We start from the raw sequence: 19237 nt of genomic DNA, 5'->3' as shown, positions 1-19237 counted from the left end.
AAGTATGCAATAAAAATTTGGAAATTAGGAGGAATTGCCATGTCTGCATTTTTATCTAGTTTTGCAAGTTATTTAGTAAAGATGATCATACTCGTTGCCTTAGGCATCATGGGAGGCTTCATCGGAGTTAAGCTTCGTCAATCTAAGAACAGAAAAGAAGCTGATTCTGCATCAGAGGTTTCTTCCGAGGAATAATATTTGGAGGAATTTTGTTTTGAATAACGGTGTTAATGATTTAAGACGCGCCTACTTGGAGTTCTTTGAGAGCAAAGACCATCTTTGTCTCAACAGTTTTTCTCTTGTACCACACAATGATAACAGCTTATTGCTTATCAATGCTGGTATGGCACCATTAAAGCCATACTTCACAGGACAGGAGATTCCACCAAGAAAGCGCGTTACTACATGTCAAAAATGTGTTAGAACAGGTGATATTGATAATGTAGGTAAGACAGCTCGTCATCTTACATTCTTTGAGATGTTAGGTAACTTCTCATTTGGTGACTATTTCAAGCACGAGGCAATTGCATGGTCTTGGGAGTTCTTAACAGAAGTTCTTGGATTAGATCCTGATCGTCTTTATCCATCTATTTACGGTGAGGATGAAGAGGCATTTGAAATCTGGACTAAGGAAGTTGGAGTTGCGCCTGAGCGCATCACTAGATTCTACAGAGATCCAGAGACAGGTGAGTGTGATAATTTCTGGGAGCATGGTGCAGGTCCTTGCGGTCCTTGCTCTGAGATTTACTATGACCGTGGTGAAAAATATGGCTGTGGCAAGCCAGACTGTAAGGTAGGCTGTGATTGCGACCGTTACATGGAGGTTTGGAACAACGTATTTACTCAGTTCAATGGCGATGGTCATGGCGGTTATGAGGAGCTTGCTCAGAAGAATATCGATACAGGTATGGGACTTGAGCGTCTTGCTGTAGTTATGCAGGATGTGGACTCTGTATTTGATATTGATACTATGAAGGCTATTCGTGACAAGATTTGTGAGATGTCTGGTAAGCAGTATCAGGTTGATGCTCTTGATGATGTTTCTATTCGTCTTATCACTGATCATATTCGTTCATCTACTTTCCTTGTATCTGATGGTGTTACACCTTCTAACGAGGGTAGAGGATATGTTCTTCGTCGTCTTATTCGTCGTGCTGCTAAGCATGGTCGTGCACTTGGAATTAAGGGCACATTTATGGCTAAGCTTTCTGAGACAGTTATTAACGAATGTAAGGACGGCTATCCAGAGCTTTGGGAGAAGAGAGAGTTTATCTTCAAGACTCTCACAGCAGAGGAAGAGCAGTTTAACAAGACAATCGATAAGGGACTTGAGATTCTTGCAAAGATGGAAGAGGAGCTTGTGGCATCTGGTGCTAAGGAGCTTTCAGGCGAGAATACATTCAAGCTTTATGATACTTACGGATTCCCTGTTGATCTTACAGCAGAGATTCTTGAGGAAAAAGGATTCGGTTATGACGCTGAGGGCTTTGAGGCTTGCATGGAGAAGCAGCGTCAGACAGCACGTGCAGCTCGTAAAGAGACTAACTACATGGGTGCTGATGCATCAGTATATGATGACATCGATTTAGCTGTTACATCTGAGTTTGTTGGATATGACAAGACTACATCTGAGTCTACTGTTACTGTTCTTACAACAGAGACTGAGATAGTTGATACACTTGCTGAGGGCATGATTGGTACAATCATCGTTCCAGAGACTCCATTCTACGCTACTATGGGTGGTCAGATTGGTGATACAGGTGTGATTTCTACTGCTAATGGAGAGTTTGAGGTTAAGGATACAATCAAGCTTAAGGGTGGCAAGATTGGCCATGTTGGACAGATGGTATCTGGCATGATCAAGGTAGGAGAGAAAGTTACTCTTACTGTTGATGCTGCACGCAGAAGTCGTATCTGCAAGAACCACTCAGCTACTCACCTTATGCAGAAGGCTCTTCGCGAGGTACTTGGTACACACGTAGAGCAGAAGGGTTCATATCAGGATGCTGATAGAACACGTTTTGACTTTTCTCATTTCTCAGCAATGACTGCAGAGGAAATTGCTAAGGTTGAGAAGATGGTTAATGACAAGATTGCTGAGGGACTTGCAGTAGAGACAGCTATCATGTCAATTGACGAGGCTAAGAAGTCTGGAGCTATGGCTCTCTTCGGTGAGAAATATGGCGAGACAGTTCGCGTAGTTAAGATGGGAGATTTCTCAGTAGAGCTTTGTGGTGGTACTCACGTATCAAATACTTCTGAGATTTCTGCATTCAAGATTTTATCTGAGTCTGGTGTAGCTGCTGGTACACGTCGTATCGAGGCTATCACAGGACAGGCAGTATTTGAGTATTACGCAGATATAGAAGCTAAGCTTAATGCTGCAGCTGCTGCACTTAAGTGCCAGCCAGCTGATGTTGAAGAGAAGATCGCACATCTTCAGAAGCAGCTTAAGGAAGCTAACTCTGAGCTTGATTCATTAAAGGCTAAGGCAGCTCAGGCAGCCGTTGGTGATGTTATGGATTCAGTTGTAGAGGTTAAGGGCGTTAAGCTCCTTGCTACTTCAGTTGCTGGTGTAGATATGAATGGCCTTCGTGATCTTGGCGATGATCTTAAGGGCAAGCTCGGTGAGGGCGTTATTGTTCTTGCATCTGACTGCGATGGCAAGGTTAACCTTGTTGTTATGGCAACAGATGATGCTCAGGCTAAGGGCGCACACGCAGGTAATCTTGTTAAGGCTATCGCACCAAAGGTTGGCGGTGGCGGCGGCGGTCGTCCAAATATGGCTCAGGCCGGCGGCAAGAACCCAGCAGGTATTGCTGATGCATTAGCAGAAGCTAAGATAGTTCTCGAGGGAATGTTATAAGATATTTAAGCCTTAAAGCATAGCTTTAGGGCTTTTTGTTTAAACATATTTATTTTGAATGTAAAGATGGTGGAAAGACCTTATCGTTCAAGGTTTCTAATCCAGGTATTGCTATGCCGGGAGATAATTACGAATATATTGCTAGTTTTGAATTTTAATTAAATAGAAAGTAGTTGACAAATATTGATTATATGCTAAAATACACGTTAGTGCTTTTAGATTAATGAGTACAAGTCCCCAAATGGAGGGAGGTTAGGATTAGACTATGTCATATGTTACAGTTAAAGAAAACGAGTCATTAGACAGCGCTCTTCGTAGATTTAAGAGAAACTGTGCTAAGGCTGGCATCCAGCAGGAGATTCGTAAGCGTGAGCACTATGAGAAGCCTTCAGTAAAGCGTAAGAAGAAGTCTGAGGCTGCTAGAAAGCGTAAATACTAATCAGTTTTACAGCTTACAAACTATGAAGTTATGGCCTATATCGTCGCGGCGATATAGGCTATTTTTCGGTTTGTATGTGATAAATTTATTTTTGCATCTTAAAGTATTTTAATGAGCTTGTAACTATCAAACTCTGAGTGTTGCGGAAGTTCACATTTAGTGAACGTAAGCAATATCAGGCTTGAGAGTGTAACAAGCGGACTTAGGTTGTTTGGAGGTATAGATGGCTTATACAGTTGAGCAAGAGATAAAGAGACGTCGTACATTTGCGATTATTTCCCATCCCGATGCTGGTAAGACTACTCTTACAGAGAAGTTCCTATTGTACGGTGGACAGATTAATTTGGCTGGTTCTGTTAAGGGTAAGGCCACAGCTAGACATGCAGTTTCTGACTGGATGGAAATCGAGAAGGAGAGAGGTATTTCTGTTACTTCTTCGGTTCTTCAGTTTGAATATGACGGTTATTGCATCAATATTCTTGATACACCTGGACATCAGGATTTCTCAGAGGATACATATCGTACACTTATGGCTGCAGATTCTGCAGTAATGGTTATTGATGCATCTAAGGGTGTTGAGGCACAGACTAGAAAGCTTTTCAAGGTCTGCGTTATGAGACATATTCCTATTTTTACATTTATCAACAAGATGGATAGAGATGCTAATGATACATTTGAGCTTCTTGATGATATTGAAAATGAGCTTGGTATTGCTACTGTGCCTGTTAACTGGCCAATTGGTTCCGGCAAGGAATTCAAGGGTGTATACGACAGAAATGAGCGTACAGTTCGCATGTTCTCTGACACTCAGAAGGGTACAAAGCAGGGCGAAGAGCGTATCCTTTCAATCGATGATCCTGCTCTTAAGGAAGAAATCGGTGATGAGAAATACGAACAGTTAATGGAAGAGCTTGAGCTTTTAGATGGTGCTGGAGCTGAGTTTAATCAGGACCTTGTTACTAAGGGTGAGCTTTCACCTGTATTCTTTGGTTCGGCCCTTACTAACTTTGGTGTAGAGACTTTCCTTGAACATTTCCTTAAGATGACATATAGCCCACTTCCTCGTATGAGTGATGCAGGTGAGATTAGTCCATTTTCTGAGGATTTCTCTGCATTTGTATTTAAGATTCAGGCTAATATGAACAAGGCACACAGAGATAGAGTGGCATTTTTACGTATTTGTTCCGGTACATTTGATGCTACTAAGGAATACACTCATGTGCAGGGAGGCCGTAAGTCTAAGCTTTCTGCTCCACAGCAGATGATGGCTGATGAGCGCAAGATAGTAGACAAGGCTTATGCGGGAGATATTATTGGTGTGTTTGATCCAGGTCTTTACAGCATTGGTGATACATTTACTTCTGCTAAAAAGACATTCAAGTTCGAAGGAATTCCTACATTCGCTCCTGAGCATTTTGCACGTGTTCGACAGATTGATACTATGAAGCGTAAGCAGTTCATGAAGGGAATTACACAGATTGCACAGGAAGGTGCTATCCAGATTTTCCAAGAGTACAATACAGGTATGGAAGAGATTATTGTAGGTGTTGTTGGTGTGCTTCAGTTTGATGTGCTTAAGTACCGTCTTAACAATGAATACAATGTAGAGATAGGTCTTGAGAATCTTCCTTATGAGCATATTAGATGGATTGAGGGAGACTATGATATCAACAAGATTTCTGGTACCTCAGACATGAAGAAGATTAAAGATCTAAAGGATAGACCACTTCTTTTGTTTGTTAATTCTTGGTCAGTTGGTATGGTTCAGGATAGAAATGAAGGACTTGTTCTTTCTGAGTTTGGTCGAGACTAATTTAGACTTGACGATATTGATAATCACATGTATATTAATGGGCAGTGGCAGTCGCCACTGTCTTTTTTGTTTTTTTCTTATTTTTCCCAAAATTGTTGTTGACTTTTATTATGTGTTTATCTATTATTATATTTAAAGAACGAACAGTTGTTCCGAACGGAGGTTTTATAAAATGGCAAACGAAGATAAATTAAGAGCATTAGATGCGGCTATTTCACAGATTGAGAAGCAGTACGGTAAGGGTTCAGTTATGAAGCTCGGTGAGGGAGCTAATATTCAGGTAGAGACAGTTCCTACTGGTTCTATCAGCCTTGATATTGCTCTTGGTCAGGGTGGATTCCCTAAGGGCCGTATTATTGAGATATATGGACCAGAATCATCTGGTAAGACTACACTTGCACTTCATGCAGTAGCAGAGGTTCAGAAGGCAGGCGGTATTGCAGGTTTCATCGATGCTGAGCATGCCCTTGATCCTAAATACGCTAAGGCAATTGGTGTTAATATTGACGACTTATACATTTCACAGCCTGATAATGGTGAGCAGGCTCTTGAGATTACAGAGACTATGGTTCGTTCAGGAGCTATGGATATTATCGTAGTCGACTCAGTTGCAGCCCTTGTACCAAAGGCAGAGATTGATGGCGATATGGGTGATTCTCATGTTGGTCTTCATGCACGTCTTATGTCTCAGGCTATGAGAAAGCTTACAGGTATTGTAGCTAAGACTAACTGCGTAGTTATCTTTATCAACCAGCTTCGTGAGAAGGTAGGCGTTATGTTTGGTAATCCAGAGACTACAACTGGTGGTCGTGCTCTTAAGTTCTATGCTTCAGTACGTATCGATGTTCGTCGTATCGAGGCATTAAAGCAGGGTGGCGAGGTTATCGGTAATAGAACTCGTGCAAAGATTGTAAAGAACAAGATCGCACCTCCTTTCAGAGAGGCAGAGTTTGATATTATGTTTGGTGAGGGTATCTCTCGTGAGGGTGATATTCTTGATGTAGCTACTAATTTGGATATCGTTCAGAAGTCTGGCGCTTGGTATGCTTACCTTGGTGAGAAGATTGGCCAGGGCCGTGAGAATGCTAAGCTTTATCTCAAGCAGAATCCAGATGTATGCGAGGAGATTGCATCTGCTATTCGCGATCATTATGCTGAGGCAGATGAGACTGAAATCGGTTTAGTTGGTGGAGAAAAGGAAGATATTCCAGCAGAGGTTATTGAATAATCATGTATGTTAAGTCTCTTGTTAAGTTAACAAAGGGAAGAGCGAAAATCTGTCTCGATAGCGGGACAGATTTTGTTCTATATAAAAAAGAATATGAAAGTTATGGTATAGAGGAGGGGGCAGAGTTATCTTCATCAGATTATCAGCAGATATGTGCGGATATTTTGATACCTCGTTGTAAAAAGAGGGCTCTTCATCTTTTGGAAAAGCAGGATCGCTCTGAGAAGAACCTAAGAGACAAGCTGAGAGAGGGCGGATATCCTTCGGATATAATTGATATTGCCATAGCCTACATAGATGATTATGGCTATTTAGATGACTATAGGATGGCATGTAGTCATATTCGTTTTTATATGGATTCTCGCAGTAAGCGGCGTATACAGCAGGACTTGATGAATAAGGGCATTAAATCTGATGTAATAGAGCGGGCTCTTGAAGACGAATATACCTGTGATGAGACCGACCAGATTCAGCGCCTACTAGAGAAAAAGGAATACAATCCTGATGAGGCTACCTATGAACAGAAGGCAAAGATGTATCGCTTTTTAGCAGGACGAGGATACTCATCGGAGGCTATAAATAGAGCTTTAAATTAACTGTTGCTTTATGGACAAATACCCATAGTATATTACTTATTGTATGAAAGTATTGTAAAGCCCTTGCCTGACTACTATATCTAGTATACTAGTCTTGACAGACGTACTTTAGACAGTTAAACTAAATATGTTGAAGTTTATAAATGAGAGCATTATAGCTTTTATTTTATATTCCAATTAGAAAATTAAATAAGGAGGTGCTCCTGTGGACGTAGTAACGATTATTGTTGCAATTGTCGTTGCTGTTGTAGCAGTTGTGGGTACTCTTATTGTTTCTAATAATATTCACGAGAAACAAGGCCAAAGAAAGATTGGCTCGGCTGAGGAAAAGGCTCGTGAGATTATTGATGAGGCAGTTAAGAGCGCGGAGGCTAAAAAGAGAGAGGCCATGCTTGAGGCAAAAGAAGATGCCATGAGACAGAAGAACGATCTCGATAAGGAAATCCGTGAGCGCCGAGCAGAGATTCAGAGAAGTGAGCATAGAATTTCACAGAAGGAAGATAACCTTGAAAAGAAATTAGATGCATGCGAGAAAAAGGAAGCTGAATTTGCTCGTCAGGAACAGCAGCTTAACAAGCAGCGTGAAGAGGTTGCTAAGCTTAATCAACAGCGTATACAGGAACTAGAGAGAATCTCAGGACTTACCTCCGAACAAGCAAAAGAACAACTTTTAAAATCTGTAGAAGAAGACGTCAAATTAGACGCAGCAAAGCTTATTAAGGAAAGCCTTGCACAGGCAAAAGATGAAGCTGATAAAAAGGCACGTGACATTGTTGTTAGTGCTATTCAGAAATGTTCAGCAGATCATGTTGCAGAGACTACAATCTCTGTTGTGCAGCTTCCTAATGATGAGATGAAGGGACGTATCATTGGTCGTGAGGGACGAAATATTCGTACTTTAGAGACAATGACAGGTGTAGAGCTTATCATTGATGATACTCCTGAGGCAGTTATTTTATCAGCATTTGATCCAGTGAGACGTGAGATTGCACGTATCGCACTTGAAAAGCTCATTGTAGACGGACGAATTCATCCAGCTAGAATCGAGGAGACAGTAGAGAAGGCTAAGAAAGAAGTTGAGCAGCAAATTAGAGAAGAAGGCGATGCAGCCGCTCTTGAGGTTGGTGTTCAGGGTATTCACCCAGAGCTTCTTAGACTTTTAGGTAAGATGAAATTTAGAACCAGCTACGGACAGAATGTACTTAAGCATTCTATCGAGGTTGCTCAATTATCAGGCTTACTTGCAGCTGAGCTTGGACTTGATGTCCGCATGGCTAAGCGCGCCGGATTACTCCATGATATCGGTAAGGCTGTAGATAGAGAGCAAGAGGGTACTCATGTACAGCTTGGTGCTGATTTATGTCGCAAGTATAAGGAGTCACAGACAGTTATTAACGCTGTTGAGGCACATCATGGTGATGTTGAGCCAGAGACACTTATTGCTTGTATTGTACAGGCAGCTGATACTATTAGCGCAGCTAGACCTGGTGCTCGTCGCGAGGCGATGGAGACATATACTAACAGATTAAAAGAACTTGAAGAAATTTCAAACGGATTTAAGGGTGTTGAGAAATCTTTTGCTATTCAGGCAGGTAGAGAGATTCGAATCATGGTTGTTCCTGAACAGGTAACAGATGCCGATATGGTAATCATGGCTAGAGATATTTCAAAGCAGATTGAGTCACAGCTTGAATATCCTGGACAGATTAAGGTTAATGTTATTCGTGAGTCACGAGTTACTGATTACGCAAAGTAAAATTTAGCGGGTGGTTATCCACCCGCTTTTTTTGAACCCATTTTTAGGGAATTTTTACTGAGGCGGGCAAGTTTTTAGGAATGCTACTGCCTGTAAAGGATTTTTGGATTTAGGCAGTAGGGGAATCTGGGGAGGCTACTGCCTGAAATGAAATATGTGATATAGGCAGTAGTAAATTTGAGAAATGATACTGCTTAAATAGGAATACTCGATTTAAGCAGTAGGGATATTGGAAAATAATACTGCCTGAGCTGAAATATGTGATATAAGCAGTAGTAAACTTAAGAAATGTTACTGCTTAAATAGGATTGCTCGATTTAAGCAGTAGGGATATTGGAAAATAATACTGCCTGAGCTGAAATATGTGATATAGGCAGTAGAAAATTTAAAAAATGGTACTGCCTTATTTGGATTATTTAATATAAGCAGTAGTAGGCTATGACAATACTACTGCCTAGAGATAGATTTTAGTAATAAGCAGTAGAAATATTAAATATGGGTACTGCCAAATTTAGAAATAGTGAATTAAGCAGTAGTTAGAGGGGAGTTGAGACGGTTGTTGGTGGTTTTTAAGAAAGGACTTGCAATATAGCAATAGGAGTAGTAGAATACTACTTATATGAACGGTTGCATATAGTAAGAAAAGGGAGAAGCTATGATGGAACAGGTTAATCAGAGATTGGATGAAATGGAAGAAAGGATAGACGCTATTGTTAGAACGCTTTCTTCTGCAAGTATTGAGCTTTCAAATCTCAAGCAAGATATCAAGGTTATGAAAGCTAATGAGATAGAACGTTCAATTGATAATTCGTTAATAGAATCCAAAGAGGTTGAGCAATCAATTGCTAATTCGGATGATATGGCATTCACTAGTACGATAGCTGATAATACATTGAATCAAGCAATATCAGTTGAAGAACAGTTGGATGCACAGTCTCAGGTATTTACTTCAAATCCAAGTATTTCTCAGCCGGAAGTTAACAATGATGACCAGAATACAGTAGAATATAAAGCTGTAGATTCAACACAGAATGAAGAGGAGGTTTTTGATAATGCTGTAAATATGCATGAGTCAATTTCTCCTATCATACAGCAGGGGACAATTAAAATAGAGACAGTTGGTCAAGAACAGAAGGTTGTTGAGCCTGTTGTTAGTAAGAATCAGCAGCAGACTGGCAAGTTGGAGAGATTCATAGGTAAGAACACTATGGCTGCCGGAGCATCTGTTTTGATTTTTATTGCTCTTGCTATGTTTGCGACAGTTATTGTACCTGTGCTTACAGATGAGATTAAAATGGTAGCAATGTTCCTATTTAGTTTTGGGCTTATAGGAGTTGGAGAAAAGTTCACTGGTAAAAATAAAGGATTTATTGCACTGACTGCCTGCGGTGTTGGCTCACTTTTGATTTCTGCAATTATTTCCTATTCGTATTTTGAATTCTATAATTTCATAGTACTTTATATTCTTTTATTACTATGGGATATTTTTGTAAGTTATCTTGGCATTAAAAGATCCCTTATCTTTTCTGCTATAGGTCAAATAGGTATCTTAGTGTCTATGTGTCTTACAATCGATTTTCTGGGAAGCGACTTTAATTTAACTTTTATGATGATTCTGTTTCTGTTAACGGAATTGCCTTTTATCATTGCAAATTTTGTAAAAAAGCAGTATTACGGCTATTTTATTATGTGGTGTGGAGGAGTAGTTATTACTTCGATAATTACATTGTATGCTTTGATTGTTTATAAATTTTCTAATCTTGAATATTATCCAATGGGAATTGATTGGATTGGATTTATCCTTGCAATTTTCTTTGTTGTTTTCACTGGGGTGGTTGCAGATAGATTTGTTAAGACTGATAATGAAAAAGCTTTTTCGTTTGTGCAGTTACTGATTACAACATTTGTTGTAAATCATGTTTTATTAGCGCAGATTATTTGTAGGCATGAAGGTTTTCACCTGATGAAGGAAATGTGGATTCTTTCTATAGCTATAGATGTTTTTGCTATTGCGTTATTTGAAAAATATCTTCTGAGTTATAGTGATAAAACAATGGGGATAATTTTCCAGGTATTTTGTGTAGTAAGTATTTTGGGAACAATATTAATTAATAGCACTATAGAAGGATTTATTTTGGTTCCACTTATAGCGGCTGGATTATTATATTATGGTCGCAAATTACAGCATGTTCATTTTAGAATATTGGCCGGGGTTCTTGCATTGTACCCAGTTGTTAATTTTGATCGAGATTCTTGGCTTAGAATAATTTGTGAATTAGTATGTTATGGATTATTATTGGCGGATGTCATTTTTGAAAACAAGAAGGCTAAGGCAGTTAAGTACAATAATGTAGCCTATGCTATTGGATATCTTGTGTTAATTGATTTTATTAATGTTATAGATAGTAATGTTTGGTTGAATTATGATATTAAAAATATAATTATTCTTGGAATCAGTTTGGTGATTCAGCTGGTTGTTTTAAATAAAAAATGGACTAGTATTGATGAAGAGGATAATGTAGTTTTTTGGATTATAAATTCACTTTTGATGGTTGGAGCAATAGCTGCGCTTGGTGTTGCAGATGGCGCTGTTGAAACTACATTGTTATCTCTGATTCTGTTGGGTTTATTTGGAGTAAATACTACAAATCTTGTGAGAATAAATCCAGGTTTTGGATTGTATATTGTAATTAAATATACAGTGGCAGCGATTATAATTCTTGGAGTATGTTCGGCACCTGGATTTGTATTCTCCATTACATATTTATTGATTGCTATTACGTCAATTGTTATAGGCTTCAAAAAAGAAAATAAACCAATTCGTATATACGGGCTGGTGTTATCAATGTTTAGTATTGTAAAGCTTATCCTTTGGGATATTAGTTACAACAGCCTGCCTATTAGAGCCCTTGGCTTTTTGGTCTGTGGTATGCTTTGCTTTGCAATTAGTTTTATATATCACAAGCTGGATGTGAGTGATAAAGCATAAAATAAATAGAAGACGAGGAGAAAAGGACTTGAAAGAAATTAAAAGAATTAATAGGGAGCTAATCCATTCTGGAAATATTCTTGATATTTATGAGGATACTATGCAGCTTCCAAATGGAAAGACAGAAAAGTGGGATTTTGTAAGCCACAGAATGGGGGCGGCGTGTGTGCTCGCTGTCAAGCCTAATGGCAAAATCCTTATGGTACGTCAGTACAGAAATGCAATCGACAGGGAGACTTTAGAGGTACCTGCCGGTAAGCGAGATTCAGTGGATGAAGATACTAGAATTTGCGCAGAGCGCGAACTTGAGGAGGAGACAGGATATAGAGCAGGAAAGCTTGAAAAACTCTTATCTTTAAAATCTACAGTTGCTTTCTGTAATGAGTTCATTGATGTTTATTTGGCTACAGAGCTTGAAAAAGTAGGTGAGCAGCACCTGGATGAATCAGAAGAAATTGACATTGAAGAATGGGATTTAAAGGATCTTATGGATATGTGCTATGAAGGAAAGCTTCAGGATTCAAAGACAGTAGCTGCTATTATGGCTTACGCAGCTAGAAGATAAAAGGGAGGTATAACGATGTTAGAGGATAAAATGAAAAGTTCAAAGAGATGTTCAATTATTTCACTTGTTTTGTTAGTGGCGAATATAATTGGAATGGGTGTTATTTCGGGGATTCGGAACTCTTCAGGAATTCCTGAATCATTAAATGGATTGATAGGATTTATTTGGTTTGGATTATTTATTGCAGGTATAGTAACTATGATTATTGCCATGGTTTATAATCCTAAGAATCCAATTGCTATTGTAGCACTGGTTTTATATTCATTAATAGTATTATTGTTTATTATCGGGCTTCTTTATGCTATTTATATTATGCATATGATGGTAAGCACGTTAAATCAATGTGCGAGCGCGGGTGTGATGCTGTTATTTTAATTTAGGAAATTTATGTATTTATTATTAATTATTATTTCGTTATTAGTTGGATACATAGTCGTTGCAGTTGATTTGATATTGCACAAAGTAAAGGTAGAATATGTAATATATTTTCTAATGATCTTATTTATTTTGGTTCCTTGTGTAAGTCTAGGAATTCCTTTGGTGAAATCTGGATTTAAATCTATGGGATTTTATTCCCTTGGAGGTGTGTTAGGGGGCTATATCGCCTATGTGACAATGGGAAAAATAACACCAGAATACAAAAGAGAGTATTTAGAATCTATTGTAATAGCAGCACCAATTATGTATGGAATTGGTAAAATAGGATGTTCCATTGGAGGGTGCTGTGGTGGTAGATTAATTCATGGTGCTATTTTTCCAATTCAGAAGGTGGAAGCTGTATGTTTTATCATAGCTTTTTTAATATCTTGCATGTTTAGAATTAAAAATAAATATGATTTGTATGTGGCAATCATCGTATATACTTTATTGAAAATAGTATTGGATTTCTTTAGATTTACCCATAATGATAGCTTGATATCAATGAATCAAATATTGTGCGGGGTAATTATCGTAATTACGATGGCTTTCAGTAATATTAGATTTAAGAATACACGGAGTATGTAAAAAGTTATGGAAAATAATCAGATGAATGATTTAGAGAACGATTTGAACAACATGGGCACGTGCAAAGAACGAAAAATAATAAGTGTAAAAAACATTTTACTATTTGTGGGGATTGCAATTCTAGCATTAGGCATACTTACGGGCGATAATGTGGGGGATAATTTGACAATTGCTTGTATGATTGGATTGATTGTCATAACATTTAAACTTATGACAAAAAGTATGAGATGGGGTGCGCATAATACTTTTGGGAATAAGGTTTTAAGCATAGTTATTACAATATTTTTGTTTGTTATAAATATTTTTATGATAGCAATGGTAGCTATGTATTTTGTAATAGAATCAGTTTGTGGCAGTTTTGGCATCTTATAAAAGGTTATAAGATAAAAAATCCTCGAGCTTTGGGAAGCTCCCCAAAGCTCGAGGATTTTTGTATTAGTTTCGCTCTGCAATTGTGTAGAGTAAGTGTCTGGTATCTTCCCAACCAAGGCATGGATCTGTGATTGACTGACCGTATGTCTGGTGGTCTGAAATAGGCTGATTGCCCTCCACTAAGTAACTCTCTATCATGACACCCTTAACAAGGTTTTTGATATCGTCTGAATGGTTTCTGTTGTGCATTACCTCTTTTACGATTCGAATTTGTTCCTTGAACTGCTTGTTTGAATTTGAGTGGTTAGCATCGATGATGCAAGCTGGATTAACAAGGTCCATTTCCTCGTACATGTTATGAAGGCGAATAAGGTCCTCGTAGTGGTAGTTCTGAGTGCTGTTGCCGTGCTTTGAAACAGCGCCACGAAGAATAGTGTGAGCCAGTGGGTTACCGCTGGTCTTAACCTCGTAGCCAGAAAAAGTGAAGTGGTGTGGATGCTGAGCCGCATATACGGAATTAAGCATTACACTGAAATCTCCTGAAGTAGGATTCTTCATACCTGATGCAACATCAAATCCTGAAACTGTAAGGCGGTGATGCTGATCCTCAACAGAACGAGCACCAATTGCTACATATGAAAGTAAATCATCTACATAGCCCCAGTTCTCTGGGTAGAGCATCTCGTCAGCAGGTGTAAGCTCAGATTCAGTCATAGCGCGGATATGCATTTTTCTCATGGCAATAAGTCCTGCAACCATATCAGGTGCCTCGTTTGGATCTGGCTGAGAAGCAATGCCCTTATAGCCGCTGCCTGTAGTACGTGGCTTGTTAGTGTATATTCTAGGTACTACTAATACCTTATCTTTTATATCCTCGGCAACACGAGAAAGCTTATTGATATATTCGCATACAGCATCTTCATTGTCAGCTGAACAAGGTCCGATGATACATAAAAATCTGTCATCCTTTCCAGTGATGATATCAGCGATTTCCTTGTCGCGCTGCTTTTTAATCTCTTGAATCTTTTCAGAAACAGGAAGCTGTTCTTTGATTTCCTCAGGTGTTGGCATTTTCTTTAAGTAATTGAAGCTCATTTTATTCCTCCGCGAAGCATTTTTCTTTAATTAGGTCAATTGGCATGTCTTTTTGGGTCCAAAGCTTGAAAGCAGCAGCACCTTGATATAAAAGCATGTATTTTCCATTCATAACCTTGCATCCAACTTTTTGAGCGTCCTGTAATAGACGGGTGTAAGCTGGATGATAAATAACATCAGTAACAATTAATTCCTTGTAAAGGAACTCAGGTGGAATGAGAGAAGAGTCGTCATCACCCATTCCTACATTAGTGGCATTAATAAGAATGTCACTTTCTTGTAAGCAAAACTCAAGTGTGGTCATGTCTGCAATATCGAATACGAATACATCACAATCAGTAGCTCTAGTAATTCTGTCTGCAAAATCTACTACCTTGTCAAATGATGCATTTTTTCTCTTGAAAATATTGATTTTGCTAACACCGTCAATGGCAGCTTGAACAATGATAGATGTGGCAGCTCCACCTGCTCCAAGAACAGTAAGAACTTTTTCTTTATATTCAATTCCGCTGTCTATCATGGCTTGCAAAAATCCAATACCATCTGTGGTATGTCCAATTAATTTGCCATCTTCGATTACGCAGGTATTAACAGAGTGAGATAATCTAGCTGCCTCTGACATCTCATCCAAATATGGAATGACTGCAGTTTTTAAAGGCATAGTAAGATTAAAGCCTCTGCAATTGAAAAGGCGTAGTCCATCAACTGCTGTTTTAATATTTTCCTCAGAAACATCAAATACCATGTAGGTGTAATCTAGGCCTAGGGCATCAAATGCTGTATTGTGCATTGCAGGGGAAATACTATGGCTGACTGGACTGCCAAGAAGACATGTGAGTCGAGTAGTACCTGAAGGATTCATAACATTTTCCTCCTACTAAATAGTATGAAAACTTTGTATTATTGTATTTAATTAGAACGCTTTAGTCAACTAAACTATTGCTTATAATTTCCCCTTGAATTATACTTTTATATGTTAGTTTTTATGTTTTAACTGGGAGATTATAATGTCTAAAGAACTTATCATAAAGACACAGGAGCTTTCATCGCAGAAAGTTAGTATCTGTGTACCGGTGGTTGCATCCACTGTAGATTCAGTCCTTCAGCAAGTTAATAACTGTGTGGAGGCTAGTGTTCCAATGATTGAGCTTCGAGCTGATTATTTCGATTTCTTAGAAGATAGGGATGTGCTTGAAGACACTCTTAGGAGAGTAGCCGAGATTACAGATTCTACAATGGTTCTGTTTACTATCAGAACAGATGTAGAGGGTGGAGAGATAGCTATTGCAGAGGAACTATACCGTGATATTATTTCTTTTGTATCAACTACAGGATATGTTGATATAATTGATTTGGAGATTTCTCATGTTGATGATGCGGCGGATTTCATCAATATACTTCATAATAATGGAGCCTATGTATTGGCTTCTCATCATGATTTCCATGAGACACCAGAGCTTCTTGATATGATTGATTTATATGGTCAGATGCATAATACAGGAGCGGATATTTTAAAACTAGCGGTTATGCCAAATACTAGAGATGACGTGGTTCGTTCTTTGCAGGCGGCTAACATGGTTAATGAAGAGATTGAGGACGCTCTTATCTGTTCTATTTCCATGGGCTCCCTTGGCAAGGTTTCTAGAATTGCTGGTTCTTTGGTTGGGTCATGTATTTCATTTGCGGCTTTGGATGCTGCATCTGCACCAGGGCAGCTTAGCTATGATGATATGAATACTATCATCAAAATTTTAGAGAAATAATGGAGAATAATTTATGAATAACATATATTTGATTGGCTTCATGGGCACAGGTAAGTCCACTGTGGCAAAGAAGCTTCAGAGATTTTTAACTTTTCAGGTGGTAGAAATGGATGAAGCTATCGAGAGAGTTGAGGCTATGAGTATCCCTGAGATTTTTGAAAAAAAGGGAGAAGATGGCTTTAGAAATGCAGAAAGCCAGTTGTTATCAATAATAGCCAAGGAAAACAATCAAATCATTTCCTGTGGTGGTGGAATAGTTCTTCGGCAGGAGAATGTAGATACAATGAAAAATAGTGGCACCGTAGTTAGATTAGATGCGACTCCAGAGGTGATTTTCGATAGGGTCAACAGAAATGATAAGCGGCCACTGGTTAAGGGAAAGACTCTAGAGGATATTAAAAAGATGATTTCCGATAGAGAAGAAGCATATAAAAACGCAGCAGATATTACAGTTGATGCAAGCACTTTAAATGTGGATGAAGTTACTTCAGAAATCGTTAAACAGCTTGCTTTAGCGGGTCGCTTAAATTGACTTATTGCCGCGCCTTTGTTACAATAATTCGGCAAGTTAATTAGTAGGCGTAGCGTAGCTGGATAACGCATCGGACTCCGACTCCGAAGATCGCCGGTTCGAATCCGGCCGTCTACAGTAATTAAGTTTGGAGGGCACATGAATTTTCAAGATTTAAAAACAAAATTTAAAAATATAGTAGATATTTGCGTAGAGTTCGTAATTAAAAATAAAAGATATTTCTTGGCAGGTTGTATTTTTATAGCAATGGCATTGGTGTTATTTTTAGGAACTAGCCCATATACAGGCGATAACGGGACATCAGGTGTTTACAAGAAGTCCAAATCAAACAAGAATACAGAGCTAGATAAATTAATCAACGATTACTACACAGCTTTTGCTAGTGGTGATTTAGATACACTTAAGGCTATAGCAGTTCCTATGAGCGACAAGGAAGTTAGCTACACAGCATTGTATAGTCAGTACATTGATAGTTTCAATGATGTTAAGATTTACACTAAGCCAGGACTTACAAAGGACTCATATTTAGTTACTACTGAGGTCTCTTTGAAATATACCAATATCGATACACTTGTACCTGGACTTGATTTCTTCTATGTAGAGAAGAATGATCAAGGTAAGCTTTATATTAACAACACATACGGTACATTCAACCGCAACAACAATATATATGAGCTTGATCCAAAAGTTTCTGAGTTATATGAGCTTTACATCCGTCAGGATGATTTGCGAGATATGAGAAATGATGTCCAGGATAGCTATGATGAGGCTCTTAAAAAGGATCCTGCTCTTGCAACTCTTATGAATGAGACACTTCACGAGGCAATTGTTCAGTGGAACAAGGATTACGATGAGCAGGCCGCAGCAGCGGCAGAAGCTGAGGCACAGGCTGAGCAGGAAGCAGCAGAGGCCGCAGCAGCAGAAGCTGAGGAAGCAGAGGTTGAGGCAGCTGAAGAGGAAGCTCCAGCAGAGGAAGAGGCTAGCACATCTACAGGTAGAACAAATGCTAGAGCAAATGTTAGAGCAGAGGCTGATAAAGACAGCGAAAAGCTTGGTTCAGTAGAACAAGGTACAACAGTTACTATTTACGGTGAAGAGGGTGACTTCTACAAGTTCGATTACAACGGAACTCAGGCATATATCACAAAGTCAGCTATTGATCTTGATTCTGAAGCAGGTACTGATGATTCTGCTGATGAAGAGACTACAACAGGCGGAAGTGTTGCTGAGGGTACAGTTATTACTCTTACTTCTACTACTAATATTCGTGCTCAGATGGATCAGTCATCATCAAAGGTTGCAGTTGCTTATTCAGGTGAAAAGGTAACAGTTATTATGAGTTATGCTGAGGGCTGGACAAAGGTTAAATATGGCAACAAGGAAGGCTATATCAGAACTGATTTGTTACAGCAATAGAATAGATTTAATATGAGCTTTATGGAGACCATGTATTTGGTCTCCATTGTAGTATAAATGGAGGCTTTTTGTGGAAGAGCTTTATAGATTAAACAAGTATTTGTCTGACGCGGGAGTGTGTAGCCGTAGGGCTGCAGATGCTGCTATAGAGGCTGGAGAAGTGACAGTTAATGGAGAGCCGGCTGTCATGGGCATGAAAGTCACTGTGTCAGATGAGGTCCGCTACAAGGGGCAGATAGTTTCAAATGTTGGCAAAAAAAATATTCTTCTAGCATACAACAAGCCTGCAGGTATCGTATGTACTGCTGAGAAGCGTGAGAAGAATAATATTATAGAACATATCAATTATCCTGAGAGGATTTATCCAATTGGAAGGTTGGATAAGGACAGCACAGGACTTATCCTTTTGACTAATCAAGGTGATTTGGTTAACAAGATTATGAAGGCGGTAAACGCCCATGAAAAAGAATATATTGTCACTGTAGATAAGGATATTACAGCGGATTTTATCAAAGACATGTCTAGTGGTGTCTACCTAGAAGAGTTAGATGTGACCACTAGGAAATGTAGAGTGACTAAAACTGGACCCAGAGAGTTTAGGATTGTTTTGACCCAAGGGTTGAATCGCCAGATTCGACGTATGTGTCAGACTTTTGGATATAGGGTTAGGACGTTAAAAAGAGTTCGCATTATGAATATTGAATTAGGCAACCTTAAAGAGGATACCTATCGAGATGTAAATTCAAAAGAAATAAAAGAACTTATGAAGATGTTAGAAGGTTCTAAGAACTAGAATTTTTTT

General features: G+C 38.9%; 19 protein-coding genes and 1 tRNA gene. 18 read left to right on the top strand and 2 right to left on the bottom strand.

Going from position 1 to position 19237, the window contains the following annotated elements:
- The first annotated feature begins 39 nt into the window (after nt 1–39).
- From F0Q01_RS13775 to F0Q01_RS05590, 13 genes are all read left to right on the top strand, one after another.
- Nucleotides 40–195 (top strand): hypothetical protein, encoded by a 156-nt coding sequence (locus F0Q01_RS13775; protein ID WP_177209271.1) that lies wholly within the window; start codon nt 40–42, stop codon nt 193–195.
- 19 nt (nt 196–214) lie between these two features.
- Nucleotides 215–2866: an alanine--tRNA ligase gene (alaS, locus tag F0Q01_RS05640; protein ID WP_090487100.1), complete on the top strand. Its 2652-nt coding sequence runs from the start codon at nt 215–217 to the stop codon at nt 2864–2866.
- A 35-nt stretch (nt 2867–2901) separates the two neighbouring features.
- A complete protein-coding gene (locus F0Q01_RS13920; RefSeq protein WP_279279509.1) occupies nt 2902–3024 on the top strand; it encodes a hypothetical protein in 123 nt (40 codons plus the stop codon).
- Between the two features lie 107 nt (nt 3025–3131).
- A complete protein-coding gene (gene rpsU / locus F0Q01_RS05635; RefSeq protein ID WP_015549455.1) occupies nt 3132–3305 on the top strand; it encodes a 30S ribosomal protein S21 in 174 nt (57 codons plus the stop codon).
- Nucleotides 3306–3528: 223 nt separating this feature from the next.
- Nucleotides 3529–5118, top strand: a complete 1590-nt coding sequence (locus F0Q01_RS05630) for a peptide chain release factor 3 (protein WP_090149243.1) — start codon at nt 3529–3531, stop codon at nt 5116–5118.
- Between the two features lie 172 nt (nt 5119–5290).
- Complete coding sequence (gene recA, locus F0Q01_RS05625; protein ID WP_090487098.1) at nt 5291–6346, top strand: recombinase RecA; 1056 nt, start codon at nt 5291–5293, stop codon at nt 6344–6346.
- Between the two features lie 2 nt (nt 6347–6348).
- Complete coding sequence (locus tag F0Q01_RS05620; protein WP_090487096.1) at nt 6349–6942, top strand: regulatory protein RecX; 594 nt, start codon at nt 6349–6351, stop codon at nt 6940–6942.
- Nucleotides 6943–7147: 205 nt separating this feature from the next.
- Nucleotides 7148–8698 (top strand): ribonuclease Y, encoded by a 1551-nt coding sequence (gene rny, locus F0Q01_RS05615; RefSeq protein ID WP_330386029.1) that lies wholly within the window; start codon nt 7148–7150, stop codon nt 8696–8698.
- 655 nt (nt 8699–9353) lie between these two features.
- Nucleotides 9354–11687 carry a DUF2339 domain-containing protein gene (locus F0Q01_RS05610; RefSeq protein ID WP_143096637.1) on the top strand — a complete coding sequence of 778 codons (2334 nt, stop codon included), beginning with the start codon at nt 9354–9356 and terminating at the stop codon, nt 11685–11687.
- 28 nt (nt 11688–11715) lie between these two features.
- Nucleotides 11716–12252: an NUDIX hydrolase gene (locus tag F0Q01_RS05605; RefSeq protein ID WP_090487092.1), complete on the top strand. Its 537-nt coding sequence runs from the start codon at nt 11716–11718 to the stop codon at nt 12250–12252.
- 15 nt (nt 12253–12267) lie between these two features.
- Nucleotides 12268–12627, top strand: coding sequence for a hypothetical protein (locus F0Q01_RS05600; protein WP_090487090.1), 360 nt, complete (start codon nt 12268–12270; stop codon nt 12625–12627).
- Between the two features lie 12 nt (nt 12628–12639).
- Entirely contained in the window at nt 12640–13257 is a 618-nt protein-coding gene (locus F0Q01_RS05595; RefSeq protein WP_090487088.1) for a prolipoprotein diacylglyceryl transferase family protein, read from the top strand.
- Between the two features lie 6 nt (nt 13258–13263).
- Entirely contained in the window at nt 13264–13629 is a 366-nt protein-coding gene (locus F0Q01_RS05590; RefSeq protein ID WP_090487086.1) for a hypothetical protein, read from the top strand.
- A gap of 63 nt (nt 13630–13692) precedes the next feature.
- Here F0Q01_RS05590 and F0Q01_RS05585 read toward each other — a convergent pair whose 3' ends face one another.
- The gene (locus tag F0Q01_RS05585; protein WP_090487081.1) at nt 13693–14724 is read right to left on the bottom strand and encodes a 3-deoxy-7-phosphoheptulonate synthase; all 1032 of its coding nucleotides are present in this window, start codon (nt 14722–14724) and stop codon (nt 13693–13695) included.
- Nucleotide 14725: 1 nt separating this feature from the next.
- Nucleotides 14726–15586, bottom strand: a complete 861-nt coding sequence (locus tag F0Q01_RS05580) for a shikimate dehydrogenase (protein WP_090487078.1) — start codon at nt 15584–15586, stop codon at nt 14726–14728.
- Between the two features lie 145 nt (nt 15587–15731).
- Here F0Q01_RS05580 and aroD point away from each other — a divergent pair, with 145 nt between their 5' ends.
- The 5 genes from aroD (at nt 15732) to F0Q01_RS05555 (ending at nt 19228) form a co-directional block, all read left to right on the top strand.
- Nucleotides 15732–16487 (top strand): type I 3-dehydroquinate dehydratase, encoded by a 756-nt coding sequence (gene aroD, locus F0Q01_RS05575; RefSeq protein WP_090487075.1) that lies wholly within the window; start codon nt 15732–15734, stop codon nt 16485–16487.
- Nucleotides 16488–16500: 13 nt separating this feature from the next.
- Nucleotides 16501–17019, top strand: coding sequence for a shikimate kinase (locus F0Q01_RS05570; protein WP_090487072.1), 519 nt, complete (start codon nt 16501–16503; stop codon nt 17017–17019).
- A gap of 43 nt (nt 17020–17062) precedes the next feature.
- Nucleotides 17063–17136: transfer RNA gene (locus F0Q01_RS05565), tRNA-Arg, on the top strand.
- A gap of 21 nt (nt 17137–17157) precedes the next feature.
- Entirely contained in the window at nt 17158–18435 is a 1278-nt protein-coding gene (locus tag F0Q01_RS05560; RefSeq protein WP_163927158.1) for an SH3 domain-containing protein, read from the top strand.
- Nucleotides 18436–18505: 70 nt separating this feature from the next.
- Entirely contained in the window at nt 18506–19228 is a 723-nt protein-coding gene (locus tag F0Q01_RS05555) for a pseudouridine synthase (protein ID WP_090487066.1), read from the top strand.
- The last annotated feature ends 9 nt before the right edge of the window (nt 19229–19237 follow it).

Source organism: Pseudobutyrivibrio xylanivorans, from assembly GCF_010906925.1.
Classification (GTDB): domain Bacteria; phylum Bacillota; class Clostridia; order Lachnospirales; family Lachnospiraceae; genus Pseudobutyrivibrio.
The sequence above is the reverse complement of the archived record's forward strand: the minus strand, read 5'-3'. Positions and strand labels throughout refer to the sequence as shown.

Bases quoted from the DNA above. Each gene is read 5' to 3' on its own strand.
- F0Q01_RS13775 (WP_177209271.1), top strand. From the start codon at position 40: ATGTCTGCATTTTTATCTAGTTTTGCAAGTTATTTAGTAAAGATGATC.
- rpsU (WP_015549455.1), top strand. From the start codon at position 3,132: ATGTCATATGTTACAGTTAAAGAAAACGAGTCATTAGACAGCGCTCTT.
- F0Q01_RS05630 (WP_090149243.1), top strand. From the start codon at position 3,529: ATGGCTTATACAGTTGAGCAAGAGATAAAGAGACGTCGTACATTTGCG.
- recA (WP_090487098.1), top strand. From the start codon at position 5,291: ATGGCAAACGAAGATAAATTAAGAGCATTAGATGCGGCTATTTCACAG.
- F0Q01_RS05620 (WP_090487096.1), top strand. From the start codon at position 6,349: ATGTATGTTAAGTCTCTTGTTAAGTTAACAAAGGGAAGAGCGAAAATC.
- F0Q01_RS05610 (WP_143096637.1), top strand. From the start codon at position 9,354: ATGATGGAACAGGTTAATCAGAGATTGGATGAAATGGAAGAAAGGATA.
- F0Q01_RS05600 (WP_090487090.1), top strand. From the start codon at position 12,268: ATGTTAGAGGATAAAATGAAAAGTTCAAAGAGATGTTCAATTATTTCA.
- F0Q01_RS05595 (WP_090487088.1), top strand. From the start codon at position 12,640: ATGTATTTATTATTAATTATTATTTCGTTATTAGTTGGATACATAGTC.
- F0Q01_RS05590 (WP_090487086.1), top strand. From the start codon at position 13,264: ATGGAAAATAATCAGATGAATGATTTAGAGAACGATTTGAACAACATG.
- F0Q01_RS05585 (WP_090487081.1), bottom strand. From the start codon at position 14,724: ATGAGCTTCAATTACTTAAAGAAAATGCCAACACCTGAGGAAATCAAA.
- F0Q01_RS05580 (WP_090487078.1), bottom strand. From the start codon at position 15,586: ATGAATCCTTCAGGTACTACTCGACTCACATGTCTTCTTGGCAGTCCA.
- aroD (WP_090487075.1), top strand. From the start codon at position 15,732: ATGTCTAAAGAACTTATCATAAAGACACAGGAGCTTTCATCGCAGAAA.
- F0Q01_RS05570 (WP_090487072.1), top strand. From the start codon at position 16,501: ATGAATAACATATATTTGATTGGCTTCATGGGCACAGGTAAGTCCACT.
- F0Q01_RS05560 (WP_163927158.1), top strand. From the start codon at position 17,158: ATGAATTTTCAAGATTTAAAAACAAAATTTAAAAATATAGTAGATATT.